This window comes from Aequorivita sp. CIP111184 (assembly GCF_900489465.1).
Classification (GTDB): Bacteria; Bacteroidota; Bacteroidia; order Flavobacteriales; family Flavobacteriaceae; genus Aequorivita.
The window spans coordinates 200,753-227,339 of record NZ_UEFQ01000015.1 but is presented as its reverse complement, the minus strand read 5'-3'; the positions used below and the strand labels follow the sequence as shown (position 1 = coordinate 227,339).

Below are 26,587 nucleotides of genomic sequence, written 5' to 3'. Positions count from 1 at the left end.
TTCATTTTCTGTATAAAAAATATTGGGTTACCGCTTCTATGTAAAGCTTTTTAGCCTCATCACATGTTAAACCACGCGTTTGGAAAAGCGCATTGGTTTTAAAAGCAGAAATATGCGGCTTCCCGCCCGTGGGTGTATCATCATCATTACTGGCTCGTTTGTAATAAGCATATAAACGCAATAAAACATCTGCAGGAAAAGGTTCTTTATGGTCGTTAATGCTTTTTACTGCATTTTTAAAGGCTATATCGAGCTCTTTGGAAGTCATTATTTTTCAGCGATTATTGAGATACCTCCCTTAACTTTTTGGTTAAGGGTTACTTTTATTTTAGCATCTAGCGGAAGATAGATATCTACACGAGATCCAAATTTTATAAAACCACTGTCTGCTGCCTGCTCAACTTCTTGATTAATTTCGGCATAATTTACAATTCGCTTTGCCATGGCCCCGGCAATCTGTCTAAATAAAACATCTCCGAATATTTCATTTTTTACAACAACTGTTGTGCGTTCGTTTTCTTCGGAAGATTTTGGATGCCAGGCAACCAAATATTTTCCTGGATGATATTTGCTATAAACCACCTCTCCGCCCACTGGGTAGCGCGTTACGTGCACATTAATAGGGCTCATAAAGACAGAAACCTGTAATCTTTTATCATTGAAATATTCCTTTTCAAAAACTTCTTCAATAACCACTACTTTGCCGTCAACGGAAGAAAGAATATAATCTGGATGAACCAAAAAGTTGCGCTTAGGATTTCTGAAGAACTGTAAAACCAGCAGCAAAATTATTATCAAAGAAATAATTACTCCACCGCGAATGGTTGGATCTCCCACAAAAACATTTGCCAAAAGGCTAAGCCCGATAACAATTACCAGTGCTACAAAAATAATTTTAAAACCTTCTCTATGAAACATTGTCAACAATTAATAAAAACGCATAAACAAAAGGGCTGGCGTAAATAATGCTATCTAACCTATCATACAATCCACCGTGACCCGGCATAATAATCCCGCTATCTTTAACACCTGCCTGTCTTTTAAATTTGGACTGTATTAAATCTCCAATCGTTCCAAAAATAGCAACGATAATAGCCATTACAATCCAAACCCACAATGGATACTTTACAGCATCCATTGGCCGATAGTTTTCCAACACTTTAAAGATAACGAATCCTGCCAAAAGAGCACCCAGCATGCCACCTACAAAACCTTCAATAGTCTTTTTGGGTGAAATGCGCTCTAGGAGCTTATGTTTTCCAAAGTTTTTACCGATGAGGTAAGCAAACGTATCGTTGCTCCAAACCAATATAAAAACCGCCACGATTATTTCTGGCATAAACCTACCGTCAATATTCATTATGGGTATTAGGGTAAGAAACACGAAACCACTTATAATATACAATATTACAGTAACATATTTTTTCTTTTCAAACATCGGAATTTTACTGGTCCAGAGTACATCTTTTAAAAGATAAAGGTTTACAAAACCACTTAAAATTAAAAAAAGATAAACTGCATTATCGTCAAAAACGTTGTAGCTCAAAAAGTAAAAAGCAGCAGCAAGTAGAAAGTAGGCTAGATAACTGGTAAGGTGTACTAGTTTTAAGTATTCGCTTAAAGTGATAACAGCAAGTACAAAAAAGAGCCCCATAAACCATTCACGCGACGTGAACATTGCAAAAATGATGATCGAAATGTATAATACGCCCGAAAGGGTCCGTACGAGAATTTCCTTCATATTATAAGTCTTCCAGTAGCAACAAATATAGGTTTTTTGTGCTACTTCCATAACTCATAAAATCCTTTTCTTTTTCAGTTTCAAAGTCTTGAATAGTAGTAATGTTACTTGGGATATAACCTGAACTTTGGTTTTTAATTGTCCGTAAACCTTCACTAATGGTATCAACAATTTGACTAGTAGTTGCAAAAATGATAAAGTTTGATGGCAGTTCTTTTAGTTTCTTTTCCTTTATTTGGTTTGAGGAAAGCAAGACGGAGCCATTATTAGAAACCAATGATTCGCAGGTAGAGAGGAAAAATTTTGAATCCGCATTTTTCACGAAACTAAGGTTAAAACCATCAAATTTTTTGGAAAGCATTTCATTAACGCAGAAGACATCCTGTTCATACCAATCATTTTCTAGCATTATATTGTCAAAACTTTCCAATATCTCTTCCCAATTTTCACAGTAAATGAATTTACCTCCGTTATTTTTGAAATTATAGGTGAACTTTTCGTCAATAGGAAGTTTCTGTTCTGGGTAATAACTGCTATGGTCGGCTTTGTCGGCGCGCTTGGCCTTCTCTTCCGATTTATATTTAGGGTTTAGAAGCCTTTTAAATAGACTCATTATAATTCATTGAGGAGTTTATAATTACGTTGAACTTCAAATATATAAAATCTATATTGAAGTGTTGTTACCTAATATCAAAGTTTCAGAACAAATCTAAATAAACGGCAACTTTATGTTGTTGCCGTTCTTGTAGCTTCTTCGGGAATTTCAAAAGGACGGTCACCAAATATTTTCTGGAGATTATCCTTAAAGATAACTTCTTTTTCAAGAAGCACATTCGCGAGTTCGGTCAATTTATCTTTATTGTCTTCTAAAAGTTTAATAGCACGTTCGTACTGACTTTCTATTAATGCGGAAATTTCTTTATCTATCAATTCCGCTGTTTTTTCACTGTATGGCTTAGAGAAGTTATATTCAGACTGTCCGCTGCTATCGTAATAAGTAATGTTTCCAATTTTATCATTTAGACCATAAATAGTAACCATTGCGCGGGCCTGTTTTGTCACTTTTTCCAAATCACTCAAAGCTCCCGTAGAAATACGATTGAAAATTACTTTTTCAGCAGCACGGCCACCAAGTGCAGCGCACATCTCGTCCAACATTTGTTCTGGGTGAATAATCAATCTTTCTTCAGGTAAATACCAAGCGGCACCTAAAGATTGTCCTCGGGGAACAATAGTAACTTTCACCAATGGCGCAGCGTGTTCAAGCATCCAGCTCACTGTAGCGTGGCCAGCTTCATGATATGCAATAGCACGTTTTTCGTCCATTGTCATTATCTTATTTTTCTTTTCAAGTCCGCCAACTATTCTATCAACGGCATCCAAGAAATCTTGCTTACCAACAGATTTCTTTCCATTTCTTGCAGCAATTAATGCAGCTTCGTTACAAACATTGGCTATATCTGCACCAGAGAAGCCTGGGGTTTGTTTTGAAAGAAAATCAGTATCTAAATTATCATCTTTTTTAATAGGGCGTAAGTGAACTTCAAAAATTTCTTTACGTTCACGAACGTCTGGAAGGTCAACATATATCTGCCTGTCAAAACGACCGGCACGCATTAATGCTTTGTCTAATACGTCTGCACGGTTTGTGGCGGCAATAACAATAACGTTTGTATTGGTGCCGAAGCCATCCATTTCAGTTAAAAGCTGATTTAATGTGTTTTCACGCTCGTCGTTACTTCCGGAAAAGTTGTTTTTTCCACGAGCACGTCCAATAGCATCTATTTCATCAATAAAAATAATTGCTGGCGATTTGTCTTTTGCTTGTTTGAAAAGATCACGAACACGTGAAGCTCCAACACCAACAAACATTTCAACAAAATCTGAACCTGAAAGCGAGAAAAATGGAACTTTTGCTTCACCTGCAACAGCTTTTGCCAAAAGCGTTTTACCAGTTCCCGGAGGTCCTACTAATAATGCTCCTTTAGGAATTTTACCTCCTAAGGAAGTATATTTTTCAGGTTGTTTTAAGAAATCTACAATTTCTTGCACTTCTTCTTTAGCGCCTTCTAAACCTGCAACATCTTTAAAAGAAGTTTTAACATCTGTTTTTTCATCAAAAAGCTTCGCTTTAGATTTTCCAATATTAAAAAGTTGCCCACCAGCGCCACCTCCGGCACCTGAAGACATTCTTCGCATTATAAAGATCCAAATACCAATGATGATAACAAATGGCAAGATGCCCATTAAAATATCGCCCCAAACATTATTCTCTGTATCAAAGTTTAAGTTTGCTGGTAAATTGTTTTGAGTTTTAATATCTTGGAAATCTTTTTGAAACAATTGTAGATCGCCAAATTCAAATTGATAGTTTGGGTCATTTGGCCCAGGTGATAAAAAAGAAGGGGCATTATCTTTTTTGGAATGGATTTCCTTTGCCTTGGCATCTTCTGTAAGATAAACTTTCGCAATTTTTTTATTAATAACGTCAACTTTTTCAACGTCACCATTTCTCAAAAACTCCTCAAATTTTGCTTGATTGATTTTTGCTGGTTGGGACCAGCTACCGCCGCCAAAAATGTTTATACCCACAAATAAAAGTGCTATGGCTATATAAATCCAATAATAACTGGACTTAGGCTTTTTTGAATCGTTCTTTTTATTCTTATTTTCTTCAGCCATATGGCAAATTCTTTTTAGTTTGTTGTTTCTATTTTAACCGATTTTGCATCACCCCAAAGCCCCTCAATATCATAAAACTCGCGAATATGCTTTTGAAAAACGTGTACTACTATATCAACGTAATCCATAAGTATCCACTCCGAGTTGTCGCTTCCTTCGACATGCCAGGGCTTTTCTTTTAAAGCTTTGCTTACTGATTTTTGGATGGAGTTCACAATGGCATTAACCTGTGTGTTTGAGGTACCATTGCAGATTATAAAATAGTCACAAACGGTATTTTCTATATCTCGGAGGTCAAGAATTTCTATATCTTTCCCTTTTACTTCTTCAATCCCTCGTATTATTTGGGTAATAAGCTGATCTGTTCCTGCTTGTTTTTTCTGCATTAATTATTTTTCTTTTCTTTTTCGCAAAGTTATTACTTTTTTGTTTCTTGAAGCGCCATAAAAGCGTAATACTAAACATAATTATCGTTTTGAAGATAATCAAACTTAATGCCATCGATTCTACCAATACTTACTTAAAGCAATTGGCAAAAGAAACTCTGCTGCAGGACGAAACAGTTGTCCTAGCAAAGAGTCAACTTTCTGGTCGCGGGCAAATGGGTAGCGGGTGGCTGTCAAGGGAAGGGCAAAGCCTTACATTCAGTATGTTTAAGACTTTTGAGGAGCTTCAGATAGAGCAACAATTTATGATTTCTATGGCCGTTTCTGTGGCTATTGCTAATGCGCTTAAAAATATAAATATACCTAAAATGGCAATTAAGTGGCCAAACGACATATTGTCAGCAAATCGAAAAATTGGCGGTATTTTAATTGAAAACGTATTGGAAGGTAGTTTTGTGAAATACTCAATAATTGGTATTGGAATTAATGTAAACGAATCAGAATTTCCAAATTTGCCACAAGCTAGTTCCTTAAAACTTGAAACTGGTAAAACATTTCAGTTGGAAGAAGTTTTTCATAAAGTTTTGAAAAGCATTTCCAAAAATCTAAAAAATATTTCAGCAGAAGATTTTTTAGATATGAAGCAGCTTTATGAAAACAGTTTATTCAGAAAAGATATAGTTTCGGTTTTTGAAACTCCGGATGGTTCACGTTTTAACGGAATTATAAAAGGAGTTTCTAATATTGGCGAACTTTTAGTGGAAACTGAAAATGATCCGTTACAAAAATTCCAATTGAAAGAGATGAAACTAATTTATTGAACTTAAACTTGTTCCAAATTTGAGGCAAGGGTATCAATAAATTTTGAAATTGGCCCCTTCACCATCATTGCCATCATTGTATTGAATTCCCCTTCAAAAAGCAGTTCTACTGTTGAACTATTTTCAGAAATTTCTTGAATATTTCCAGTTAAAGAGAAGGGGATTTTATCACTTATTGCTCCCAAAACAACTTTATTTGGCTTTTCAACTTCTTTTACTTCCAATGCAATTTCGGGCATTCCCTTTAGTGCAAAAACAAATGCATTTTCTCTGATAACCTCAAATTTGCTGATGTTTTCAGGCATTAAGGTTTCAAAATTCTTTACATCTGTCAAAAAATCACAAAGTGCTGCTGCAGATTTTTGAGTGGTTACTTTTTTACTGTTTAATTTCATTTTGCAATTTTTAAATTAATTTTTTTATTGTCCCCAGGTTTCAGGATTTTTACGCCATTGATTAAGTAAAATAGCTTCCTCGGAATTTATATATCTTGATTTCTCCGCTTCTTCCAGCAACATTTCATAATTGCTCAAGGTATTTAAAGTAACTTCGGCATTCTTGAAATTTTCTTCCGCGGTTTTAAAACCGTAGCTGAAAATTGCTAACATTCCTTTCACATTCGCATTTGCTTCTTTTAAAGCTTCAACGGCCAATAGACTGCTTTTACCGGTACTTATTAGGTCTTCAACAACAATTACACTAGTATTTGGCTCTAAATGCCCTTCAATTTTATTTTGACGTCCATGACCTTTTGCTTCTGGACGAACATAGCAAAAGGGAACGTTCAGATAGTCTGCAACTAAAGCACCCATCCCGATAGCTCCTGTGGCCACTCCAGCAATCATTTCGGGCTTTCCGTAAAGTTCCTCAATTTGTTTTGCAAGGTTTTCGCGGATGTAATTTCGTATTGTTGGATAGGAAAGTGTGATGCGGTTATCACAGTAAATTGGAGATTTCCATCCCGATGCCCATGTAAAAGGGTTTTGTGGTTGCAATTTTATTGCATTAATTTGCAATAATAACGCAGCGGTTTTTTGTGCCGTCTCTTTGTTTAATATCATTGTGCAAATGTATAAAGTTTTTGTAAAAGATATTCCCATTATTCTTTCTACGGAAAAAAATATTGGGGAGCATTACACCACCATTCCTTTAAAACACGCTCGTTTTAAAAAGTTGGTAAAAAAAATAAATAACGGAGAGCTACTCTACGTGAACCTTTACCACAAAAATGCTGAAAAGCTGGAACGCTTTCTACGCAAAAAGATGAAGGTAGTGGAAGCTGCGGGAGGTTTGGTTTATAACAGTAAAAAGGAAATTCTTTTTATCCGCCGAAATAAAAAATGGGATCTTCCAAAAGGGAAAATTGAAAAAGGGGAAACCCACGAACAAGCTGCTATTCGTGAAGTTGTGGAGGAAACTGGGGTAAAGGATCTTGAAATTCGTCAATTTTTAATGACCACCTATCATGTTTTTACGCGCAACAATAAGTTTCGTCTAAAAATCACGTATTGGTATGAAATGTTCAGTGATTATGATGGCCCCCTAATACCCGAGCCTTCCGAGGGAATTAAAAAAGTAAAGTGGAAAAATTTTGAAAAATCGCAAAAGGCACTTCGGGATTCTTACGAAAACATAAAATTACTTTTTCCCAAGGAATACCTAACCACCCACCCGAACGATAGGATAACGGAGGTGTGATTTTTCGTAATACGGAGATTGTTTATGAATCCAATCAAGTTGTAAATACCAGTTATTTGCAAATTCGGGCTCATTGCGCCTTTTTGTTTCAAACTCTTTTTTGATTTTCGGGTTTTCATTTATGAATTTTTCAGCCATATCTTCCCAAACGTACGGTGAAAAGCCTTCTTTTTGCTGAAGTATTGCATCGAAAAAATTCCAGTTAAAAAATGAATCGCGAGCAGATGGTTCCAGCGTTTCTAATAGATAACGAATACCAGGCTGTTGGGTTTTAATTAAAATATCACCTTTTTTCACCGTAACGTTTTCTTTGCTTTTCGTCACTTCCGTTTTGTAATGAAGATAATGCCCTTCAAACGGACTTTTCACAGTTTCAAAACTTGCTATTCTGTACACTTCGGCTGAAATAGCGGTGTCATTTTTAATTTCTGAAAATTCAATATTATTCAATTTTAAAAGTTCAATAACGTTCCAATAGCCTTTCGGAACAATATATGCCGAAGGAATTGACACGGAGTCAGTAGCCTTGAAATAATTGTAATAAGTCACCTCTTTTGTAAAAGGTTTATCTCTGAAATATTTTAAACGTTCTGCGCCAGTTATGTTGCTCGTAATCATTTTTCCTTCAAAACCTTTAAATTTAAGTGTTGCGTTTTTTGAAGAATCTACTTCCCAAGAAATAGGGTAATAATTTCCTGTTTTATATTTTTCTAAAGCATTTTTACGAAGTATTTTTATTTTTGAAGCATCCGAATCTACGATATTTATAAAACTTTTCATCAATTGATAAGTGCCCTCAACTCTTTGTTTGTAAGGTTTTAGCATATGTGTTTCTACCATCATTCCCAAAGTATTGAATAGTGTGGTATAGCCTGTGGAATAGCGCGGTGAATCCATAAATTGTTCAAAACCTATTTCGGGCACTTGGTTGAAGACATTTACATACGGAGTTATATCCCAGTTTTTTTGATGAAGCGAATCCTCTAATTGTGGCATTAAAGAAGTATGTAAATAATTCCCTAATTCGCCACCCAATTTGTCGTGTTGCGTAAAAAGATGGGTGAGTACATATTGGTAATCTGCGCCATTGCTTACGTGATTATCTATAAATAAATCTGGGTTGAGCCAATGAAAAATTTCCGCGAAAGCGCGAGCATTTTTTGTGTCAGATTTTATAAAATCCCGATTCAAATCATAATTTCTTGAATTGCCCCGAAAACCGTATTCCTCAGGGCCATTTTGATTGGTTCGGCTGGTGCTGTTTCTATTTAAAGCACCACCAATATTGTAAATAGGAATAGTTGCAATGATAGTATTCTTGGGGGCTGGAATTTTATTTTCAGCAAAATCTCGAAACAGTAGCATTGTCGCATCAATTCCATCGGGTTCACCAGGATGAATACCATTGTTTATCAGCAATAAATTTCTGCCGTTTTTTGAAAATTCTTGTTGCTTTTTCGCTTGAGTTTTATTTTGCGGATCAAAAATTACCAAATGCAGTGGGAAGCCGCTATCGGTCTGGCCCATTTCAAAAACGGTAATTGTGGAAGATTTCTTTTCTAAATTTAAGTAGAAGTTGATGGTTTCTTGGTAAGTTAATGTTTGATTGAATTCCGAATCTTTAATAGTACTGCTATTTAATTGTTGTGCTTTGGTCTGAGAAATAAACAAAAGCAGGATAATTAAGGTAGTTTTCATGAATTTAAAAAATAAATAAAAAGGATTAGAATTTGTTGTTGTAATATATAGACTTTATATTTTTTTTTGTAATATTGTTCTTATAAACCTTTAAAATTATAAATATTATGAAAAAAATTACATTTTTATTCGCACTTTTTATAAGTGCAGTGTCAATTCAAGCTCAATCGACGCTATCGTCTTCTAGCAGCACAGGAACTACTGTCTTTATCAATCAAGATGCAAATAGAGCTCCAGTAATTATTACACAAAGTAATACTCAAACTATCGAAGTTGGTCAAGAGATTGCTTGTGCTTCACCTACAAGTTTCCGTGATAATAATCTTTTTAGATCATTTGATCTTGCTGGAGATTTTGGAATTGTTAATGGACTTCAAGTGAATGCAGTAGAATTTGCAATGGGTACAATTACAACCCCTGCTGGTTTCGAAATTTTCGCAAACATTTACTCTACAACTCCTGGTTCTTTTCCTGGTGGAACATTAACGTTGCAAGGAACTGCAGTTTACTTTGCTACAAACGCTGATGCTTTTACTATGATAAACCTTCCTTTAGCAGCAGTTATTCCTGCTGGAGAAGAAATGGTTATGGAATTGGTTCTTTTTGATGATGGTACTGATACAAACTTTATGCGTTTTGGATGTAATAATGATGGTCAAACAGGCCCTTCTTATATTCAAGCTGTAGATTGTGGAGCTGCTACACCTACAGACTTTACTACATTAGGATTGACTCAAGGTTTGGTTTGGAATGTTCTTGGAGATGATGAAATTCTTTCTACTGGAAGCAATCTTCTTTCTCAAGTAGCTGTTTATCCAAATCCTACATCTACTACTTTAAACTTAAAAGTTCCTTCAACTGTTGAAGTAAACAAAGTTTCTGTATTTGATTTATTAGGAAGAGACACAGGTGTTTCTTATAATGATGGAGTTATCAATACATCAAACCTTTCTCAAGGTGTTTATCTATTGAAAGTTCAAACTTCTGCTGGTACTTACACACAAAAAGTTGTTAAGCAATAAGTAATAACATATTAAATATTTAAAACCCTAGCTTTTTAGCTAGGGTTTTTTTATGCGGAAATTTCACATAAAAGGGCTGGAAAGTTTAGTGGGTAATTAGAAGTTGGGTTAAGCATGAAGAACTGTGTATACTTGTTTTAATATAATAAAACTGCCTACACGTCATAAAAAAACCAGTTGCGAAAGTGAATCCACAACTGGTCTATAATACATTTAAATAACTTCTCTTATCCGTTCATCGAAATCAAGAACTCTTCGTTATTTCGAGTCTGTTTAATTCGGTCGTTGATGAATTCCATTGCTTCCACAGGGTTCATGTCCGCAAGGTATTTACGCAATACCCACATTCTTTGAATAGTGTTTTCGTCAAGTAATAAATCATCTCTACGAGTACTTGAAGAAGTAAGGTCAATGGCCGGGAAAATTCTTCGGTTGGAAATTTTTCTATCCAATTGAAGTTCCATATTACCAGTTCCTTTAAATTCTTCAAAAATAACCTCGTCCATTTTAGATCCGGTTTCTGTAAGTGCAGTTGCAATGATAGTTAAAGAACCACCGTTTTCTATATTACGAGCAGCACCAAAGAAACGTTTTGGTTTGTGAAGCGCATTTGCATCCACACCACCACTTAATATTTTACCACTTGCAGGCTGTACAGTGTTATAAGCACGAGCCAAACGTGTAATGGAATCCAAAAGAATTACCACATCGTGACCGCATTCTACTAATCTTTTTGCTTTATCAATAACAAGGTTAGCTACACGCACGTGTTCGGTGGCCTCTTTGTCAAAGGTTGAAGCAACCACTTCGCCACGAACGTTACGTTGCATATCTGTAACTTCTTCAGGACGTTCGTCAATTAAAAGAATAATTTGATAAACTTCTGGATGGTTTGCAGCTATTGCGTTTGCAATATCTTTCAGCAACATGGTTTTACCCGTTTTAGGTTGCGAAACAATCATACCACGTTGTCCTTTTCCGATAGGAGTAAAAAGATCCATGATTCTCGTAGAAATAGTACTCTGCTTATCAGCAAGGTTGAATTTTTCTTGTGGGAAAAGCGGCGTTAAGTGTTCAAATGAAATACGGTCGCGAACCACATTTGGGTTTAAACCATTTATTTTATTCACCTTAATTAAAGGGAAATATTTTTCACCTTCTTTTGGTGGGCGCACTTCACCCAAAACAGTATCACCGGTTTTTAATCCGAAAAGACGAATTTGAGATTGTGAAACGTAAATATCATCTGGAGAAGATAGATAGTTGTAATCGCTTGAACGCAAAAAACCATAGCCATCCTGCATAATATCGAGTACGCCTTCGCTTTCAATTATTCCATCAAATTCATAATCTGGCTCACGATAACGATTTCGGGAATCTTTGTTTCCGTTGCTTCTGTTGTCCTGCACATTGCCATCCTTTTGTTTATGGTTTTGGTGCTTAGGGCGATTATCAGAGTTGCTATTGTCGTTCCGTTGATTTTTTTGTCTGTTGTCGTTATCGTTGGAATTTGATTTTTGGTGTTGCGGTCTTTTATCGTCTCTTTTATCGTTGCTAGAGCGTTTGTCGTCTTTATCATTACTAGAAGAGCGCTTATCGTCTTTGTCATTGCTAGAACGCTTGTCGTCATCAGACTTGTTGCTGTCACTCCCTTTTTTGTCGTCATCATTTTTTTTATTCGGATGCGGCTTTTTGGGCTGTGGCTTTTTGTTTCTATTATCGTTCCTTTCTGGACGAGGTTTTTGTTCTTTATCCTGCGTATCCTTTGTAGAGGAAGTGGCTGGTTCGGACTTTTTTGCTTCTGAAGAAGGCTCTTCCGATTTAAGGACTGCTTTTACGGCCTTAGGATTTGCCGCTTGGTAGTCAAGAATTTGATACACCAAGTCCAATTTTTTTTGAGTGCGGTATTTTGGCACATCAAGTTCTTTTGCTATCTCCTGGAGTTCAGGTAGCTTTTTGTTTTTTAAATCTGAAATTTCAAACATGTAAAAAATACTGTAGTTTAAGTTGATACTATTTGTTCCTGTTGAGAAGGTAAGTACGTTGAAAAAATTTTCGAAGACTAAGTAACCTTTGTTGAGTTGGTTACGAATAGATAATGCAATAATACAATAATAAATTAAAAAGTACTGTTATTTTTTTTAAAAAGATAGCGTATTTTTGCTGCCTAAATGATTTTTAGAAAATGATCCAACGCATTCAAACTATCTATTTAATATTTTCAGCCATAATTATGGGAGCTCTGTTTATGTGGTTCCCAATTGTGCTGTCTGATGATGGTTTGGTAATTATTGAACGAAACGAGCCGTTGGTTTTTGGATTAATTTTCGTTTCTATCGCACTGGCTATTATTTCAATTTTAAGTTTCAAAAAACGACAGCTACAATTTGTGCTTAACCGTTTAAATATCATATCAAACTTTATATTACTGGGAGTTTTCGTTTACAGGTTGCTAACATTATCCGGAGAAACTATTGTTTCAGAGAAGGGTATTGGGGTGCTTTTTCCCATCATTTCTATCGTATTTTTAGTGCTGGCCAATAAGGCCGTAAAAAGGGATGAGGACCTTGTAAAATCTGTTGATCGTTTACGATAAACCAATCTTGGTATATTAGTGCAAGACCCCTAAAGGATGCCACCTTTGGGGGTTTTTTGATTTTTTGATAATTTCAAAGCATTTCGCCTTTCACTAAAATTTACTTTGGAAATTCAATAACCTCCAAATTCTGGATTTTTTCGCCATCAATCTCAAAACGAAGCATTGTTCTCACCTGTTGAAAACCATGCTTACCAGCAGCCCCTGGATTCATATGAAGCAATCCAGTGGTTTTGTCTGGCATCACTTTAAGAATATGCGAATGTCCACAAATAAATATCTTTGGAGGATTGGAATAGATTTCCTGCCTGATTGAAGGGTTGTACTTTCCGGGATATCCGCCTATATGCGTTATCCAGACGTCAACATCTTCACACATAAAACGATTGTGAAGGGGAAACTCCATGCGTGCTTCGGTGCTGTCTATATTTCCATAAACAGCACGTAATGGTTTCAGTTTTTTTATGGTGTCTGTAACTGAAAGATCGCCAATATCACCAGCATGCCAAACTTCATCAGCCAGTTTTACATATTTGAGAATTTTTTCATCAATATAACTATGAGTGTCGCTGAGTAGGAGAATTTTTTTCAAAATATGCAGAATTGATAGATTGCGAAGGTATTTAAGTTTTTCAAATTTATAAAGGAAATGCTGGCTAGTAAATCGTAATTTTGTCAATTCTGAAAAAAATAATCTATTGCGATATTTCATAGAAATAGCCTACAACGGGGGAAACTATTTTGGATGGCAGCGCCAACCCGAACAGATTAGCGTGCAGCAAGTGTTGGAAGAAACACTTTCCACTTTGCTTCGGAAAAAACTGAAAATTACCGGTGCTGGTAGAACTGACGCCGGCGTTCATTCAAAACAACTTTATGCGCACTTTGATTTTGATGAAATTCAAGACAAAGATGAATTGATTTTTAGATTGAATTCTTTTCTTCCAAAGGATATATCAGTAAAAAACATTTTTGAAGTAAAAGACGATGCACACGCAAGATTTAATGCCGTTCAAAGGGAATACGAATACATTATATCACTTAAAAAAGATCCTTTTTTACAGAATTTCGCGTTTCAAATAAACAATAAACCAAATGTAGATTTGATGAACGAAGCGGCTAAAATGCTATTGCATCATAAAGATTTTCAATGCTTCTCGCGCTCAAAAACGGACGTAAAAACGTACAATTGTACAATTGTAAAAGCTTATTGGGAAACGCAAAATAATACCCTTATTTTTACAATCGCAGCAGACCGATTTTTAAGAAATATGGTACGCGCAATAGTAGGAACACTATTGGATATAGGTTACGAAAAAAAAACGTTGGAAGAATTTCAACAAATATTGGACAGCAAGAGAAGGGAAGAGGCAGGTGCTTCTGCTCCCGCACATGGATTGTATTTAACAAAAGTTGTTTATCCCGATAACATACATTTATAATGGCAGAAACTACAGGAAACGCATTCGATTTTAAGCTTTTTAAGCGGTTGTTGGCTTTTACAAAGCCCTACCAGGGTGTGTTTTATTTTGTTGCTTTTGCGGCAATTATAATGTCTGGACTTGCCGTTTTGAGACCTTATCTTTTAGAATTGGCAATTGACAATTCTATGGTGCCCAAAAATGGCGAAGGGTTTATGAAGTACATCATCTTAATGATTGTTGTACTGCTACTTGAAGTAATTTTTCAGTTTGCCTTTATATTTTATACAAATTGGCTCGGCCAAAGTGTAATACGCGATATGCGCCAAAAACTCTTTCGGTTAATGATGAGTTTTAAAATGCAGTATTTTGACAAAAGTGCTGTTGGAAGGTTAACAACCCGAGCTGTGAATGACGTTGAAACTATTTCCAGTATTTTCAGTGAAGGACTTTTTATGATTATAAGCGATTTACTTAAAATGCTTGTAATTGCAGTGTTTATGCTTACGCAAAGCTGGAGGCTCTCGTTAATAGTTTTTATAGTTCTCCCTTTTATTCTCTACGCTACACGCGTGTTCCAAAAAGCGATGAAAGTTGCTTTTGAAGATGTTCGGAACCAAGTTGCAAATTTAAATACCTTCGTGCAGGAACGGATAACAGGGATGAAAATAGTACAGATTTTTACCCGTGAAAAAACTGAATATGAACGTTTCCAAGAAATAAATAAAAATCACCGAAAAGCGTGGATCAAAACTGTTTGGTATAACTCCATCTTCTTCCCAATTGCTGAAATGACGGGGGCCATAGCTACAGGTTTAGTGGTTTGGTATGGAGGTTTAAACGTGATTGGTGGGGGAGTTGTTACACTCGGTATTATTACAGCATTTATCCAATATGCCGAAATGCTTTTTAGGCCACTTCGGCAGATAGCAGATAAGTTCAATACGCTTCAAATGGGGATGGTGGCAGCTAATCGTGTTTTTGGAATTCTCGACACCAAATCGCACATTGCAGATACGGGAACTGTTGATTACATAAGCACCAAAGGCGAAATTGAATTCAAAAATGTACATTTTGGTTATAATGAAAACGAAGAGGTAATTAAAGGAATTTCATTTGAGGCAAACCCTGGAGAAACCATTGCTATAGTTGGTGCTACGGGAGCAGGTAAAAGTACGATTATCAATCTTTTAAACCGATTTTATGAAATAAATAGCGGTGAAATTATGATTGATGGAATTTCTGTAAAGGAGTATAAACTTTCTTCACTTCGAAACCAAATTGCTGTAGTCTTGCAGGACGTATTCCTTTTCGCAGATTCAATTTTGAACAACATAACCTTGAACAATCCAAATATTTCCGAAGAAGAAGTAATTGCTGCGGCTAAGGAAATTGGCGTACACAAATTTATAGAATCGCTTCCCGGCGGCTATCATTATAATGTGAAGGAACGCGGAAGCATGCTTTCTTCCGGACAACGACAATTAATAGCCTTTCTTCGTGCTTATGTAAGCAAGCCGAGTATTTTAGTGCTGGATGAGGCTACTTCTTCCGTAGACACCTATTCTGAAGAAATGATTCAAACGGCTACAGATAAAATTACCAAAGGCCGCACTTCAATAGTAATAGCCCACCGTTTGGCAACTATCAAAAAAGCTGATAAAATTATTGTAATGGATGCTGGAAAAATCGTGGAAGAAGGTACTCACAAAGAATTGCTAAAACTTCAAAATGGTTTTTATAGAAATCTTTATGAGGTCCAATTTATGGCAGAAGAAGCGATTTAACTTAAATCCTTTTTTAAGATTTTCAGCAATTCGTCCGTATTTTCAAAAAGCACAAAGTCACCATCCTTTAAATAGGAAATTGTACCATTTTCTTCGGAAACCACTAAACAAACGGCATCTGTTTTTTCAGTAATTCCAACGGCTGCCCTGTGGCGAAGACCAAAACGCAACGGGATTTTCCGATCGTTTGAAACGGGTAAAATTACGCGGGTTGCGGTGATTCTGTTTTCCTCAATAATCATAGCGCCATCGTGCAGCGGACTGTTTTTAAAGAAGACACTTTCAATTATGGGTTGGTTTACTTCAAGGTTCATTTCGTCTCCTGTGTTTTTCACAAAATCCAGACTATTGTTTCGTTGAAGTACAATCAAAGCTCCGGTATTTGAAGCAGACATTTTTTTGCAGGCACTCATTATTCCTTCAAGATTCGTTTTTGGTCCTGAATCCCTGCCCATCATTTTAAATTGTTTGAAAAAACGTCGGCGAGCATTGAAATTTGTAGAACCCAACATCAATAGAAATTTTCTAATTTCCTGCTGAAAAACAACAATCAAAGCAAACATTCCCACCCCTAAAAAACCACCGAGAATCTTACTCAGCAGTTCCATTTCTAAAAGTTGTGTAACGATGAAAATCGCATAAACTATGATAATTCCCACCAAAATATTTATTGCCACTGTCCCTTTTACTAAATTATAGAGATAGTACAGTAAGAAAGCCACCAGCACGATGTCCACAATATCTAAGATCCGTATGTCGAGAAAATCCAAAGGTGTGCGTTTTTTGTAAAAGTACTTTAAAAAATTTAATGATTTGCGATCAAGATTTTAGGTTTTCAAACAATTTTACACATTCCACGGCTTCTTTTACGTCGTGTACTCTTAAGATTGATGCCCCTTTTAAAAGTGCAATGGTATTGAGTGAAGTGGTTCCGTTCAATGCATTTTCTGCAGAAGTTTCCAATGTTTTATAAATCATAGATTTTCGGGAAACGCCAACCAAAATCGGCACGTCTAAATTTTGAAAGAGTTCAAGGTTGTTTAATAACTGAAAGCTTTGTTCGCGTTTTTTTGCAAAACCAAATCCTGGATCTGCAATAATGTCATTAATTCCTTCCGCCCGGGCGCGTGCAATTTTTTCAGATAAATCTTTTAAAACATCAACAGTAACATTTTTGTAATCGTTCAGTTTTGTCATTGTTTTTGGAGTACCGCGCATATGCATCAGTATGTAAGGTACGTTCAGTTTTCCAACTGTCTTGAACATTTCAGCATCTAGTGTTCCACCAGAAACATCATTTATAATTGCTGCGCCTGCTTCAACAGCTTTCTTTGCGACTTCACTTCGAAAAGTATCTATAGATATGATGGTTTCGGGAAATTTTTTTAAAATGCTTTTAATGGCTTCAACAACTCTTCTTATTTCTTCCTTTTCAGAAATTTCATCTGCACCTGGTCGTGAACTGTAGCCACCAATATCTAAAAATGTAGCACCTTCCGAAAGCATTTTTTCAGCTTGCTTTAAAATATCCTTTTTAGCAAAAGTTTTTCCGCCGTCATAAAATGAATCGGGCGTTACGTTAATAATGCCCATCACTTTGGGCACAGATAGGTCTATGAGTTTGCCGCGGCAATTAAGGGTCTGCAATTTTTTAAACTTTTTAGCTTTCAAAATTCAAAAACTTTTAGTCAATGTGCCCTTTGGCGAATAACTTTAAGCGTTCAACTTTGAACTTTGAACTATTTAAGCGAAATTTACGCAAAATCTTACACATCACTAATGGCGGATACTTCAAATCAATACAATGATCAGATTGAAAAATGCAGAGAGCTGTTTATCAATAAAATGCACGACTATGGAAGTGCGTGGCGTATTCTTCGTCTTCCTTCGTTAACCGATCAGATTTTTATAAAAGCACAACGCATCCGCGGTTTGCAAAAAAATAAAGAACAAAAAATTGCTGAAGACGAAACTAGCGAGTTTATTGGAGTTGTAAATTATTCAATTATGGCTTTGGTTCAATTGGATAAAGGCGTAGTGGAACAGCCCGATCTTTCCTTAGAAGAAGCCACCCAACTTTATGATGAGCAAGTAGCCAAAACCAAACAGTTGATGCTAAATAAAAATCATGATTACGGCGAAGCTTGGCGCGATATGCGAGTAAGTTCTTTAACAGATTTAATTCTTCAGAAATTATTACGTGTAAAACAAATTGAAAACAACAGTGGTAAAACCTTAGTTTCCGAAGGGATTGATGCAAATTATCAGGATATGATTAATTATGCGGTGTTTGCGCTAATTCATTTAGAAAAAATCAAAGAATAATATTAAACAAAGAGAGGAATGAAAATATTAGTAGGAATATCACGAATAGTTGTTGGCGTTTTATTTATAATCAGTGGATTGATTAAGTTGAACGATCCAGTTGGTTTTTCATTTAAACTAAAAGACTATTTCGCGCCCGAAGTTTTGGATCTTGGTTTTTTGGTTCCTTATGCATTGCTAATTGCAATATTTGTTGTGATTTTTGAAGTTTTATTAGGAGTGGCGCTGCTTTTGGGCTATCTAAAAAAGTTCACTTCTTGGTGTCTTTTATTGATGATTGTCTTTTTTACATTTCTCACGTTTTATTCAGCATATTTTAATAAAGTAACAGATTGCGGCTGTTTTGGTGATGCGATAAAACTTACGCCTTGGGAATCTTTTAGTAAAGATATTGTGCTATTGGTTTTGATTTTAATTCTATTCTTTGGAAGAAAATATATTCAGCCGATTTTTACCAAGGGAACACGGAGCATCCTCATTTTTGCTTCCTTCGTGGTGTGCCTTGGAATAACTTATTACGTGTTGTTGCACCTTCCAATTATAGATTTTCGTCCTTATAAAATTGGCGCAAATATTAAAGACGGCATGGCTGTTCCTGAAGATGCTCCTGCTCCAGTTTATGAGTATAAGTGGAAATTCAACGTTAATGGTGAAGAAAAAGTAATAACAACAAACGGCGAATATCCTCAAGTTGAAGGTGAATTAATAAGCACTGAAACCGAAATGATCCAAGAAGGTTACTCACCGCCAATCCACGATTTCACTATGGAAAGGGATGGAGAGGATTATACAGCCCAGTTTTTGGACGAGGAAAATCTTGTTGTTATCATTGCTTATAGCTTAGGAAATACAGAAAAAGACGGTTACATTCCAATAAAAGAGATTACCGATAAAGCATTGAAAAATGGGTATAATGTGATTGGTCTTTCCGCATCTTCACAACAAATGACGGAAGCTTTGACGGAAGAATATAAATTGAATTTTAAGTTTTATTTCTGTGATGAAACTACACTGAAAACCATCGTCCGCAGTAATCCTGGAATTTTAGAGCTGGATAACGGAACCATCAAACAAAAACTTCATTGGAATGATGCGGATCAATTGGAACTTCCTACGGTTGAAAATGCAAAACCAAAATTGGACCTTTCATTGAAACAGCGTTTGGACAGTATTGCAGTACTCGACCAAAAATACCGTTTGCTTATGCAAGCACAATCTTTGGAAGAAAGAAAAAAATTGGGTGAAGGCATGGGACTATCCGAAGCTGAGTACAGCGGCGATCTTTCTCAAATGCAGCGAGTTTTGGATAGTGTTAATATGGTTTTCGTTGAAAGGTATTTTCTTAATAATGGATATCCCGGCAAATCGGTTGTTGGTGAAGAATCAAGCTTAATAGCTTGGAATGTTTTACAGCATAATCCTGATAAAATTCCGCTTTATTTACCATTAGTTAAAAAAGCTGCTGAAGCTGGCGAAATTCCTAAAACTTCCGCGGCAATGATGGAAGATCGCTATTTGATGATGGAAGGAAAACTGCAAATATACGGCACTCAAGGAATGAGCTATGATGATGAACGCGGTTCTTTCATTTGGCCTATAGAAAATCCCGAAACTGTTAACCAAAGAAGAAAGAAAGCTGGTTTTGAAGAAACCATTGAAGATTATGCAAAAATTCTTTTTGGAGATGACTTTATTTATCAGCCGCGTACTATGGAACAAATAAAATAGACGATTTGATAAGCTACATACTTCAAAAATTAGGTTATGCTTTGCTCACATTGTTTGGGGTTGTAACTGTAATTTTTCTATTATTTACAATACTTCCCGGTGATCCTGCGCGAATGATGCTGGGTCAAAATGAAACTGCGGAACAACTTGCCGTAGTAAAAAAGAAATACGGTTTTGATCAACCTGTTTCTATTCAATATGTAAGATATTTGAATGATCTATCGCCTATATCATTCCACAGTAAAAATCCTGAAGATTACACGTTTCTTTCCGACGGAAAATACAATGCACTAAAATTGCTTTCTGTGGGAAATACAACTGTAGTTTTAAAGACTCCTTATTTGCGGGAATCTTTTCAAAAGAATGGAAAGGAGGTAAGCGAAGTGATTGCAGAAACCCTCCCCAACACATTTATATTGGCAGTCTCTGCAATTATTATTGCAATGATTATCGGTGTTTTCTTGGGAATTATTTCGGTGCTATTTAAAGATGGCTTTATCGATAAAATGATACAATTGGTGAGCACTTTGGGGATGAGCGTTCCCTCTTTTTTTAGTGCAATTATTTTTGCGTGGTTTTTTGGTTTTTTGCTTCACGAATACACAAACTTGAATATGACCGGAAGTCTTTATGAAGTTGATGATTTCGGTAACGGAAAATACATTCAGTGGAAAAACTTAATACTTCCCGCAATTGTTTTGGGAATCCGCCCACTTGCTGTAGTGAGCCAATTAATGCGAAACTCACTGCTTGAGGTTCTAAACCAAGATTACATTCGCACGGCAAAAGCAAAAGGTCTTTCTTTTTATCAAATTATAAAAAGGCATGCTTTAAAAAATTCTCTAAATCCTGTAGTAACAGCTATTTCTGGATGGTTTGCCTCCATGCTTGCAGGAGCGGTTTTTGTAGAATATATTTTCGGATGGAACGGTTTGGGAAAGGAAATTGTAAATGCATTGAATACTTTGGATTTACCAGTAATTATGGGAGCCGTGATAGTTATAGCCACCTTGTTCATTATAATCAATATTTTTGTGGATATAATTTACGGTTGGCTCGATCCTAAAATAAGTAGGCAATAAAAATTTTTAGTAGTCAGTAATTTAGTACATCATTTTAATAGATTTTATAATATGAAAATACTAATCGTCTTTCTTTTATTTATAACCTTTGCACAAGCGCAACAAAAATCTTTTTCTGAGGCTGCATTGAACGATGTATTTCTTTCAGAAAACAACAAGGAAATCACGCTTTCCGAAGTCCTTCAGCAATACAAAGGTAAAACGGTATTTATAGATATTTGGGCCAGTTGGTGCAAGGATTGTATTGTGGGAATGCCAAAAGTGCAAAAGCTTCGTGAAAAAAATCCAGAGATTATTTTTCTTTTCCTTTCATTGGATAAAGAAATTGATAGCTGGAAACACGGTATCGAAAAATACGGGGTAGGGGGTGAAAATTACTTTATCCCTTCCGGTTGGAAAGGTCCGTTCTGTTCTTCCATAGATTTAGATTGGATTCCGAGATATATGGTAATAAATTCCGAAGGAGAAATAAGTCTTTACAAAGCCATTGAGACAAATGACAAAAAACTTTTAAAAGCATTGAAATGAGAAAAAAAATTGTAGCTGGAAACTGGAAAATGAACAATGATTTGGCTGAAACAGAAGTATTTTTGGTCGAACTGAAGAAGCAGGTTTTTCCAGAGAATGTAGTAATTATGATTGCGCCATCATTTACAAATCTAAATCACGCCTTTAAATCTTTACGCGAACATAATGTAGAGCTTGCCGCGCAGAATATGCACCAAAACAATGAAGGTGCTTTTACAGGTGAAATTTCTGCAAAAATGTTGAAAAGTGTGGGCGTTAAAACGGTTATTCTAGGCCACAGTGAACGTCGTGCCATTTTCCATGAAGACAGCGCTATTCTTGCAGAAAAGGTTAATACCGCTCTCGAAAATGAAATGACCGTTATTTTCTGCATCGGTGAAGAACTGGAAGACAGAAAAAAAGGAAGTCATTTTGAATTGATAAAAAAGCAACTTTCCGAGGGACTTTTCCACATTTCTGACGATGCTTGGGATAATATAGTTATTGCTTATGAACCCGTTTGGGCAATTGGCACAGGTGAAACCGCCAGTCCGGAACAAGCTCAGGAAATGCATAAATTTATTAGAGAAATTATTGCTGAAAATTATTCAAAAGCAATAGCCGATAATGTTTCAATACTTTACGGTGGTAGTGTGAAACCGGATAACGCAACTGAAATTTTTGGACAGGATGATGTTGACGGTGGGCTTATTGGCGGAGCTTCGCTGAAAGTAGATAGTTTTATGAAAATTATAAATTCTTTTTAATGTCGCAGATTTATATTGGATACGATTTTAAGGTAAACCCGCTTCAACCGGGAACAGAGATTCTTATTGCTGAATTGGGTTACGCGGGTTTTGAAAGTTTTGTGGAAACGGAAGAAGGGGTTTCGGCATATATTCAAAAAGACGAATGGAATGCCGATATTTTGGAAGATATTAATGTTTTGGATTCGGAAGAATTTAAAATTGAATATACATTTTCTGAAATAGAGCAAGTCAATTGGAATTCTGAGTGGGAAAAAAACTTTGATCCTATTGAAGTGGATGGAAAATGTACCGTTCGGGCGCCATTTCATCCAGCTAAAAATTTTGAATATGAAATTGTAATCGAGCCTAAAATGTCTTTTGGAACTGGACATCACGAAACTACTTTTATGATGTTGCAGTTTATTTTAGAAAATAATTTTGAAAATAAAACAGTGCTTGACATGGGTTGTGGCACAGCCGTTCTAGCTATTTTGGCAGAAATGCGTGGTGCTTCAAAATTAGACGCCATTGATATAGATGAGTGGTGTTTTGAGAATTCAATAGAAAATATAGAGAGAAATAATTGTGAAAATATTTCAGTATTTCTTGGAGACGCTTCGTTGCTTTCTTTAAGGAGATATGATATAATAATTGCTAACATCAACAGAAACATTCTGCTCAATGATATGCAAGTTTATCGAGAAAGTTTGAATGATAATGGACAGCTTTATTTGAGTGGGTTTTATAAAGAAGATTTGCCAATTATTACAGAAAGTTGCAATAATTTGGGTTTCAATTTCGTTGAAAACAAAGAGAAAAACAATTGGGTTGCCGCTAAGTTTAAAATTTCGTAAATTTAATTAGTTGCAGAAATATTATAAAATTATGAGTACCAAAGAAAAAATTCAGGAAGATATATCAGTTTTAGAAAAGGAAAGTGGGCAAAATGAGATTGTACTTTACAATGACGACGTAAATACTTTTGACCACGTAATAAATAGCTTAATTTTTGCTTGTGAACACACGCCAGAACAGGCTGAGCAGTGTTCAATAATTGTGCATTACAAAGGAAAATGCACTGTAAAAACGGGTGAATTTAGTGAGCTAAAACCTAAATGCACAATGCTTCTAGAAGCTGGCTTGAGTGCAGAAATAGTTTAAAACCATCCAAAATATACCGCTGAAACAATTACGGCGATTATTAAAATTATCAACACAACAATTATAAAACCTGCACCAAAGCGGGTTTTTTTATTGTCTTGAAGGATATAGTCTCTTTCTTGTTCGTTATCTGAATCTTTTATTATTTTAGTCATTCACGTTGGTTTAAGAATCCAAATTAACCAAAAAAATGGATTTGTTATAAATTTTATAAATAAAAAAACCACGTCTTTTAAAACGTGGTTTTTTATTTTAGTGACCTTGCCAAGATTCAAACTTGGAACCTCCTGAGCCGTAATCAGGTGCGCTATTCAGTTGCGCCACAAGGCCAATTTAATTTCGCTTTAAGCGGGTGCAAATATATTTCTTTTTAAATTGCAAGACAAATTAATATCTAAAAAAAATGAATTTATCTGAATTTATTCGAAATGTAGAAGATTTTCCAAAGGCTGGCGTGCACTTTAAAGACATCACTCCTTTGCTTGCAAATAAAGATGCGGTGGAGTTTTGTTTGCAGCAATTGGCTGCGATGATAGCCGGTGAAAAAATTGATAAAGTTGTTGGAATAGAGTCGCGTGGATTTTTCTTTGGAACACTTTTAGCGCATAAACTAAATGCTGGTTTTGTGCCAATTCGAAAACCTGGAAAGCTTCCTTATAAAACATTAAAGGAACCATATCAATTAGAATATGGATTGGATACACTTGAAATTCATGAAGATGCAATTAAAAAAGGAGAGCGAGTTCTGCTTCACGACGATGTTTTAGCTACGGGAGGAACAGCAAGAGCTGCCTGTAATTTAATAGAAAGCTTGGGCGGTGAAATAGTGCAGTGTAATTTTTTAATTGAACTGGAGTTTTTAAAAGGAAATCAAAAATTAAAAAATCAGACAGTTAAATCACTACTGAAATATTAATCCAATGCATTTTTGGTAACCCATAACTTATAAGCGAAAATTGCCATTTGAAGTTTTGATGCCTTTTCTAGGTCTACGCCTTCCTTAGTTAAACTTGGTAACACTTTACTATTCAATTTTGATAGTAATTTAAAAAACGACTTTTTCACTTTTATTTATTTTAATTGAAGATAAATAAATGGAATTGAATTTTTTAAAAAATAGAGTTAAAATCTATTCAGCGCTTTTCATAATGGTGTGTTGTTTGTCCACCGCCAGCGTAATATCTTTTATTGCATTATTTCCGTTTCCAAATCCTGAAGTGGAAATGGAACCATTCTGATTGTTAATAGTAATGGAAATTTGAGTTATTTCATCTTTACTATTGCGTTGCAAATTTTTGTAATAAAATGAAATGTTTTCAGATTCAAAGATTTTTTGAAGTTCCAGTAAATCCGAATCTGAGGTATTTTTAGTTATAATGTGTGAGTTTCCATTAAATGCTTCAGTTGAAGATGAAGACTGGTTAAAAATACTGTCGCTTCTTTTTTGCATTTGCGCTTGTCTTTGGGCGTGTCTGTCTTTCATAGCCTGCATACGGTCTTGCATTTCTTTTTCCATTTGATCGCTTCTTTCTTTCATAGCCTTTCTTCTATCTAAGACAGATGTTTCAGTATTTTCAGAATTTTGTTCTCCGCTTCCTTGATTAATAAAAGCTTGGTTAGAACTGCCTTGGCTTTTAACCGAAATTCTGGTTCCTTCTGAAACAATTACAATATTATTAATAGGATTTTGACTGCTCACACTGTAGTTTCCTGAATTATTATTCAAGTCTTTATAATATATTGAAATGCCAACAATTTCATTTTTATCATTATAGGATACGTTTGAATACTTAAAACCAAGACCTTCGTCCGTCATTTGTTTTTTGATTTTTTCAAGTTCTTCCTTGGTAGTTTTTTTAGTAATTACAATGGTTATTTGTTGTTCCATTAGTGTGTTATTTTCTTCCGCATCACTTTCTGTGTCTTTTATCTGAAAAGATAAAAGTGCCAAGCACATAAGAATCAAAATTGGGAAAGAAAGTTTTTTGTGAAGTGTTTTTTTGAAATCTGTTTCCATGATAGTCGTGAATTACAAGGTTTATGCCAAAAATAAATTTTGGAAAATTATGCGCGTTAAACTTTTGGGGATAGTCCCAAATATACAATTAAATCTTTTTTGCATTTAGTATCTTCGCGAACAATTGTTATTTATGGATTATTTACAACTTTTTTTAGGTCTTGTTTTGCTTGTTGTGGGTGGAGAATTCTTAGTGCGTTCATCCGTTGCGCTTTCTTTTAAACTTCACCTCTCCAAAATGGTCATTGGGCTTACAGTGGTTTCCTTTGCAACTTCTGCTCCTGAACTTTTGGTGAGCCTTCAAGCTGCGCTTACAGGTTTTTCAGACATTGCTTTGGGAAATGTAATAGGGTCTAATATTGCAAATATAGGTTTGGTTTTGGGTATAACTGCAATAATTTCACCGTTGGCGATTGACAAGGATTTTTATAAAATGAATTGGCCCGTAATGATGATTCTTTCTGTCGGGCTTTATTTTATTCTGAAAAGCGGTATGCAGATTTCCCGTTCCGAAGGAGTAGCGTTGTTGCTTATGCTTTTTGTTTATCTCTGGGTTTTAATAAAAAGAGCTAAGAAAGAAAGAGTGACAGTACCTGTAAATGATGATATTGATGAAGGTTTGTCTAAAGCTTCAAATTTTAAAATTATAGTTTGGTTATTAATAGGCGGTGTTGCCCTTTATGCCGGAAGCGAGTTTTTGGTTACAGGGGCGGTTTCATTGGCAGAAGGTTTTGGTGTAAGTGAAAGAGTAATTGCCGTAACTATGATTGCAGTGGGTACAAGCATTCCAGAACTTGCGGCTTCCGTTATTGCCGCCCTTAAAAAAGAAAAAGCCATTTCATTAGGAAATCTTATAGGTTCAAATATTTTCAATATATCTTCTGTATTGGGCATTACAGCTATCATTCAGCCAATTGCTGTTAAAAGTACCGAAGTGCTTACAAATGATATTTTTTGGATGATTGGTTTTTCTGCGGTACTAATTCCATTGGCTTTTCTTCCAAAGCAATTTGAATTAGGACGCAAAAGAGGGATTGTATTGGTAGGAGCCTATGCTATTTTTATAGGAATTACTGTTTTGAGTTAATTTTATTTATCACCCCTAAAAATGATGGGGTGTTATTAAAAACTTAATTATTTTAATAACTTTTTAATAAAAAATAGGG

At 35.5% G+C, this 26,587-nt stretch carries 31 protein-coding genes and 1 tRNA gene; 15 read left to right on the top strand and 17 right to left on the bottom strand.

The window, feature by feature from the left end; all coding sequences use genetic code 11:
• Window position 1: 1 nt before the first annotated feature.
• From AEQU1_RS05455 to rsfS, 6 genes are all read right to left on the bottom strand, one after another.
• Window positions 2-268 carry an acyl-CoA-binding protein gene (locus AEQU1_RS05455; RefSeq protein WP_111879418.1) on the bottom strand — a complete coding sequence of 89 codons (267 nt, stop codon included), beginning with the start codon at window positions 266-268 and terminating at the stop codon, window positions 2-4.
• Window positions 268-918, bottom strand: a complete 651-nt coding sequence (locus AEQU1_RS05450) for a phosphatidylserine decarboxylase family protein (RefSeq protein WP_111879417.1) — start codon at window positions 916-918, stop codon at window positions 268-270. Before AEQU1_RS05450 ends, AEQU1_RS05455 begins: the two co-directional genes overlap by 1 nt.
• A complete protein-coding gene (locus AEQU1_RS05445) occupies window positions 908-1,741 on the bottom strand; it encodes a phosphatidate cytidylyltransferase (RefSeq protein WP_258455146.1) in 834 nt (277 codons plus the stop codon). The genes AEQU1_RS05450 and AEQU1_RS05445 overlap by 11 nt, the downstream gene beginning before the upstream one ends.
• A gap of 1 nt (window position 1,742) precedes the next feature.
• Window positions 1,743-2,354 (bottom strand): LUD domain-containing protein, encoded by a 612-nt coding sequence (locus AEQU1_RS05440; protein WP_111879414.1) that lies wholly within the window; start codon window positions 2,352-2,354, stop codon window positions 1,743-1,745.
• A 113-nt stretch (window positions 2,355-2,467) separates the two neighbouring features.
• A complete protein-coding gene (gene ftsH / locus AEQU1_RS05435; RefSeq protein WP_111879412.1) occupies window positions 2,468-4,423 on the bottom strand; it encodes an ATP-dependent zinc metalloprotease FtsH in 1,956 nt (651 codons plus the stop codon).
• Window positions 4,424-4,437: 14 nt separating this feature from the next.
• Window positions 4,438-4,809 (bottom strand): ribosome silencing factor, encoded by a 372-nt coding sequence (gene rsfS / locus AEQU1_RS05430; protein ID WP_111879411.1) that lies wholly within the window; start codon window positions 4,807-4,809, stop codon window positions 4,438-4,440.
• A gap of 89 nt (window positions 4,810-4,898) precedes the next feature.
• On the opposite strand from rsfS, the gene AEQU1_RS05425 reads away from it, so the two are divergent.
• Window positions 4,899-5,630, top strand: coding sequence for a biotin--[acetyl-CoA-carboxylase] ligase (locus AEQU1_RS05425; protein WP_111879565.1), 732 nt, complete (start codon window positions 4,899-4,901; stop codon window positions 5,628-5,630).
• A 2-nt stretch (window positions 5,631-5,632) separates the two neighbouring features.
• Here AEQU1_RS05425 and AEQU1_RS05420 read toward each other — a convergent pair whose 3' ends face one another.
• Together AEQU1_RS05420 and pyrE are read right to left on the bottom strand one after the other, a co-directional pair.
• On the bottom strand, window positions 5,633-6,025 hold the full coding sequence (locus AEQU1_RS05420; RefSeq protein WP_111879409.1) for an SRPBCC family protein: 393 nt from the start codon (window positions 6,023-6,025) through the stop codon (window positions 5,633-5,635).
• A gap of 24 nt (window positions 6,026-6,049) precedes the next feature.
• Window positions 6,050-6,691, bottom strand: coding sequence for an orotate phosphoribosyltransferase (gene pyrE, locus AEQU1_RS05415; protein ID WP_111879408.1), 642 nt, complete (start codon window positions 6,689-6,691; stop codon window positions 6,050-6,052).
• 7 nt (window positions 6,692-6,698) lie between these two features.
• Here pyrE and AEQU1_RS05410 point away from each other — a divergent pair, with 7 nt between their 5' ends.
• The gene (locus tag AEQU1_RS05410; RefSeq protein ID WP_111879406.1) at window positions 6,699-7,328 is read left to right on the top strand and encodes an NUDIX hydrolase; all 630 of its coding nucleotides are present in this window, start codon (window positions 6,699-6,701) and stop codon (window positions 7,326-7,328) included.
• On the opposite strand, the gene AEQU1_RS05405 is transcribed toward AEQU1_RS05410, so the two are convergent.
• Complete coding sequence (locus AEQU1_RS05405) at window positions 7,290-9,026, bottom strand: M14 family metallopeptidase (RefSeq protein WP_111879405.1); 1,737 nt, start codon at window positions 9,024-9,026, stop codon at window positions 7,290-7,292. The two genes, AEQU1_RS05410 and AEQU1_RS05405, sit on opposite strands and share 39 nt — an antisense overlap.
• 107 nt (window positions 9,027-9,133) lie before the next feature.
• Here AEQU1_RS05405 and AEQU1_RS05400 point away from each other — a divergent pair, with 107 nt between their 5' ends.
• Window positions 9,134-10,048 (top strand): T9SS type A sorting domain-containing protein, encoded by a 915-nt coding sequence (locus AEQU1_RS05400; RefSeq protein WP_111879403.1) that lies wholly within the window; start codon window positions 9,134-9,136, stop codon window positions 10,046-10,048.
• A 227-nt stretch (window positions 10,049-10,275) separates the two neighbouring features.
• Here the strand turns inward: AEQU1_RS05400 and rho are convergent, their stop codons facing one another.
• Window positions 10,276-12,033, bottom strand: a complete 1,758-nt coding sequence (gene rho / locus AEQU1_RS05395; RefSeq protein WP_111879401.1) for a transcription termination factor Rho — start codon at window positions 12,031-12,033, stop codon at window positions 10,276-10,278.
• 200 nt (window positions 12,034-12,233) lie between these two features.
• Between rho and AEQU1_RS05390 the strand changes: the two genes are divergently transcribed.
• Window positions 12,234-12,644 carry a DUF4293 domain-containing protein gene (locus AEQU1_RS05390; RefSeq protein ID WP_111879400.1) on the top strand — a complete coding sequence of 137 codons (411 nt, stop codon included), beginning with the start codon at window positions 12,234-12,236 and terminating at the stop codon, window positions 12,642-12,644.
• A gap of 100 nt (window positions 12,645-12,744) precedes the next feature.
• On the opposite strand, the gene AEQU1_RS05385 is transcribed toward AEQU1_RS05390, so the two are convergent.
• On the bottom strand, window positions 12,745-13,236 hold the full coding sequence (locus AEQU1_RS05385) for a metallophosphoesterase (RefSeq protein WP_111879563.1): 492 nt from the start codon (window positions 13,234-13,236) through the stop codon (window positions 12,745-12,747).
• Window positions 13,237-13,342: 106 nt separating this feature from the next.
• Between AEQU1_RS05385 and truA the strand changes: the two genes are divergently transcribed.
• Together truA and AEQU1_RS05375 are read left to right on the top strand one after the other, a co-directional pair.
• Entirely contained in the window at window positions 13,343-14,086 is a 744-nt protein-coding gene (truA, locus tag AEQU1_RS05380; RefSeq protein WP_111879398.1) for a tRNA pseudouridine(38-40) synthase TruA, read from the top strand.
• Complete coding sequence (locus AEQU1_RS05375; RefSeq protein WP_111879397.1) at window positions 14,086-15,852, top strand: ABC transporter ATP-binding protein; 1,767 nt, start codon at window positions 14,086-14,088, stop codon at window positions 15,850-15,852. Before truA ends, AEQU1_RS05375 begins: the two co-directional genes overlap by 1 nt.
• Here AEQU1_RS05375 and cdaA read toward each other — a convergent pair.
• Both cdaA and folP read right to left on the bottom strand, forming a co-directional pair.
• On the bottom strand, window positions 15,849-16,622 hold the full coding sequence (cdaA, locus tag AEQU1_RS05370; protein ID WP_111879395.1) for a diadenylate cyclase CdaA: 774 nt from the start codon (window positions 16,620-16,622) through the stop codon (window positions 15,849-15,851). The genes AEQU1_RS05375 and cdaA overlap by 4 nt on opposite strands.
• A 49-nt stretch (window positions 16,623-16,671) precedes the next feature.
• Window positions 16,672-17,445: a dihydropteroate synthase gene (folP, locus tag AEQU1_RS05365; RefSeq protein ID WP_111879562.1), complete on the bottom strand. Its 774-nt coding sequence runs from the start codon at window positions 17,443-17,445 to the stop codon at window positions 16,672-16,674.
• 186 nt (window positions 17,446-17,631) lie between these two features.
• Between folP and AEQU1_RS05360 the strand changes: the two genes are divergently transcribed.
• From AEQU1_RS05360 to AEQU1_RS05330, 7 genes are read left to right on the top strand one after another with little or no spacing between them, the layout of a single operon-like run.
• Window positions 17,632-18,177 (top strand): DUF1599 domain-containing protein, encoded by a 546-nt coding sequence (locus AEQU1_RS05360; RefSeq protein ID WP_111879560.1) that lies wholly within the window; start codon window positions 17,632-17,634, stop codon window positions 18,175-18,177.
• 18 nt (window positions 18,178-18,195) lie between these two features.
• Window positions 18,196-19,905: a BT_3928 family protein gene (locus tag AEQU1_RS05355; protein WP_111879394.1), complete on the top strand. Its 1,710-nt coding sequence runs from the start codon at window positions 18,196-18,198 to the stop codon at window positions 19,903-19,905.
• A 5-nt stretch (window positions 19,906-19,910) separates the two neighbouring features.
• On the top strand, window positions 19,911-20,987 hold the full coding sequence (locus AEQU1_RS05350; protein ID WP_111879392.1) for an ABC transporter permease: 1,077 nt from the start codon (window positions 19,911-19,913) through the stop codon (window positions 20,985-20,987).
• Window positions 20,988-21,038: 51 nt separating this feature from the next.
• Complete coding sequence (locus AEQU1_RS05345; RefSeq protein ID WP_111879391.1) at window positions 21,039-21,515, top strand: redoxin family protein; 477 nt, start codon at window positions 21,039-21,041, stop codon at window positions 21,513-21,515.
• Window positions 21,512-22,261, top strand: coding sequence for a triose-phosphate isomerase (gene tpiA, locus AEQU1_RS05340; protein WP_111879389.1), 750 nt, complete (start codon window positions 21,512-21,514; stop codon window positions 22,259-22,261). Before AEQU1_RS05345 ends, tpiA begins: the two co-directional genes overlap by 4 nt.
• Entirely contained in the window at window positions 22,261-23,097 is an 837-nt protein-coding gene (prmA, locus tag AEQU1_RS05335) for a 50S ribosomal protein L11 methyltransferase (RefSeq protein WP_111879387.1), read from the top strand. Before tpiA ends, prmA begins: the two co-directional genes overlap by 1 nt.
• 31 nt (window positions 23,098-23,128) lie before the next feature.
• Window positions 23,129-23,404 carry an ATP-dependent Clp protease adaptor ClpS gene (locus AEQU1_RS05330; RefSeq protein ID WP_111879386.1) on the top strand — a complete coding sequence of 92 codons (276 nt, stop codon included), beginning with the start codon at window positions 23,129-23,131 and terminating at the stop codon, window positions 23,402-23,404.
• Here the strand turns inward: AEQU1_RS05330 and AEQU1_RS05325 are convergent.
• A complete protein-coding gene (locus tag AEQU1_RS05325; RefSeq protein ID WP_181566714.1) occupies window positions 23,401-23,559 on the bottom strand; it encodes a hypothetical protein in 159 nt (52 codons plus the stop codon). The two genes, AEQU1_RS05330 and AEQU1_RS05325, sit on opposite strands and share 4 nt — an antisense overlap.
• Before the next feature lie 101 nt (window positions 23,560-23,660).
• Window positions 23,661-23,734 (bottom strand) — tRNA-Arg (locus tag AEQU1_RS05320).
• Between the two features lie 73 nt (window positions 23,735-23,807).
• On the opposite strand from AEQU1_RS05320, the gene AEQU1_RS05315 reads away from it, so the two are divergent.
• The gene (locus AEQU1_RS05315) at window positions 23,808-24,320 is read left to right on the top strand and encodes an adenine phosphoribosyltransferase (RefSeq protein WP_111879385.1); all 513 of its coding nucleotides are present in this window, start codon (window positions 23,808-23,810) and stop codon (window positions 24,318-24,320) included.
• Here AEQU1_RS05315 and AEQU1_RS16285 read toward each other — a convergent pair.
• Window positions 24,317-24,469 (bottom strand): SsrA-binding protein, encoded by a 153-nt coding sequence (locus tag AEQU1_RS16285; RefSeq protein WP_111879383.1) that lies wholly within the window; start codon window positions 24,467-24,469, stop codon window positions 24,317-24,319. The genes AEQU1_RS05315 and AEQU1_RS16285 overlap by 4 nt on opposite strands.
• Window positions 24,470-24,533: 64 nt before the next feature.
• Window positions 24,534-25,421, bottom strand: coding sequence for a hypothetical protein (locus AEQU1_RS05310; RefSeq protein ID WP_111879382.1), 888 nt, complete (start codon window positions 25,419-25,421; stop codon window positions 24,534-24,536).
• A gap of 133 nt (window positions 25,422-25,554) precedes the next feature.
• Here AEQU1_RS05310 and AEQU1_RS05305 point away from each other — a divergent pair, with 133 nt between their 5' ends.
• The gene (locus AEQU1_RS05305; RefSeq protein ID WP_111879380.1) at window positions 25,555-26,508 is read left to right on the top strand and encodes a calcium/sodium antiporter; all 954 of its coding nucleotides are present in this window, start codon (window positions 25,555-25,557) and stop codon (window positions 26,506-26,508) included.
• Window positions 26,509-26,587 lie beyond the last annotated feature (79 nt).

Coding starts and splice junctions, on each gene's coding strand:
- AEQU1_RS05375 (WP_111879397.1), top strand. CDS start 14,086: ATGGCAGAAACTACAGGAAACGCATTCGATTTTAAGCTTTTTAAGCGG.
- AEQU1_RS05310 (WP_111879382.1), bottom strand. CDS start 25,421: ATGGAAACAGATTTCAAAAAAACACTTCACAAAAAACTTTCTTTCCCA.
- AEQU1_RS05325 (WP_181566714.1), bottom strand. CDS start 23,559: ATGACTAAAATAATAAAAGATTCAGATAACGAACAAGAAAGAGACTAT.
- rsfS (WP_111879411.1), bottom strand. CDS start 4,809: ATGCAGAAAAAACAAGCAGGAACAGATCAGCTTATTACCCAAATAATA.
- AEQU1_RS05360 (WP_111879560.1), top strand. CDS start 17,632: ATGGCGGATACTTCAAATCAATACAATGATCAGATTGAAAAATGCAGA.
- AEQU1_RS05400 (WP_111879403.1), top strand. CDS start 9,134: ATGAAAAAAATTACATTTTTATTCGCACTTTTTATAAGTGCAGTGTCA.
- AEQU1_RS05440 (WP_111879414.1), bottom strand. CDS start 2,354: ATGAGTCTATTTAAAAGGCTTCTAAACCCTAAATATAAATCGGAAGAG.
- AEQU1_RS05420 (WP_111879409.1), bottom strand. CDS start 6,025: ATGAAATTAAACAGTAAAAAAGTAACCACTCAAAAATCTGCAGCAGCA.
- AEQU1_RS05330 (WP_111879386.1), top strand. CDS start 23,129: ATGAGTACCAAAGAAAAAATTCAGGAAGATATATCAGTTTTAGAAAAG.
- pyrE (WP_111879408.1), bottom strand. CDS start 6,691: ATGATATTAAACAAAGAGACGGCACAAAAAACCGCTGCGTTATTATTG.
- AEQU1_RS05455 (WP_111879418.1), bottom strand. CDS start 268: ATGACTTCCAAAGAGCTCGATATAGCCTTTAAAAATGCAGTAAAAAGC.
- AEQU1_RS05305 (WP_111879380.1), top strand. CDS start 25,555: ATGGATTATTTACAACTTTTTTTAGGTCTTGTTTTGCTTGTTGTGGGT.
- rho (WP_111879401.1), bottom strand. CDS start 12,033: ATGTTTGAAATTTCAGATTTAAAAAACAAAAAGCTACCTGAACTCCAG.
- AEQU1_RS05390 (WP_111879400.1), top strand. CDS start 12,234: ATGATCCAACGCATTCAAACTATCTATTTAATATTTTCAGCCATAATT.
- prmA (WP_111879387.1), top strand. CDS start 22,261: ATGTCGCAGATTTATATTGGATACGATTTTAAGGTAAACCCGCTTCAA.
- AEQU1_RS05410 (WP_111879406.1), top strand. CDS start 6,699: ATGTATAAAGTTTTTGTAAAAGATATTCCCATTATTCTTTCTACGGAA.
- AEQU1_RS05405 (WP_111879405.1), bottom strand. CDS start 9,026: ATGAAAACTACCTTAATTATCCTGCTTTTGTTTATTTCTCAGACCAAA.
- tpiA (WP_111879389.1), top strand. CDS start 21,512: ATGAGAAAAAAAATTGTAGCTGGAAACTGGAAAATGAACAATGATTTG.
- ftsH (WP_111879412.1), bottom strand. CDS start 4,423: ATGGCTGAAGAAAATAAGAATAAAAAGAACGATTCAAAAAAGCCTAAG.
- AEQU1_RS05345 (WP_111879391.1), top strand. CDS start 21,039: ATGAAAATACTAATCGTCTTTCTTTTATTTATAACCTTTGCACAAGCG.
- AEQU1_RS05315 (WP_111879385.1), top strand. CDS start 23,808: ATGAATTTATCTGAATTTATTCGAAATGTAGAAGATTTTCCAAAGGCT.
- AEQU1_RS05355 (WP_111879394.1), top strand. CDS start 18,196: ATGAAAATATTAGTAGGAATATCACGAATAGTTGTTGGCGTTTTATTT.
- AEQU1_RS05445 (WP_258455146.1), bottom strand. CDS start 1,741: ATGAAGGAAATTCTCGTACGGACCCTTTCGGGCGTATTATACATTTCG.
- folP (WP_111879562.1), bottom strand. CDS start 17,445: ATGGGCATTATTAACGTAACGCCCGATTCATTTTATGACGGCGGAAAA.
- AEQU1_RS05450 (WP_111879417.1), bottom strand. CDS start 918: ATGTTTCATAGAGAAGGTTTTAAAATTATTTTTGTAGCACTGGTAATT.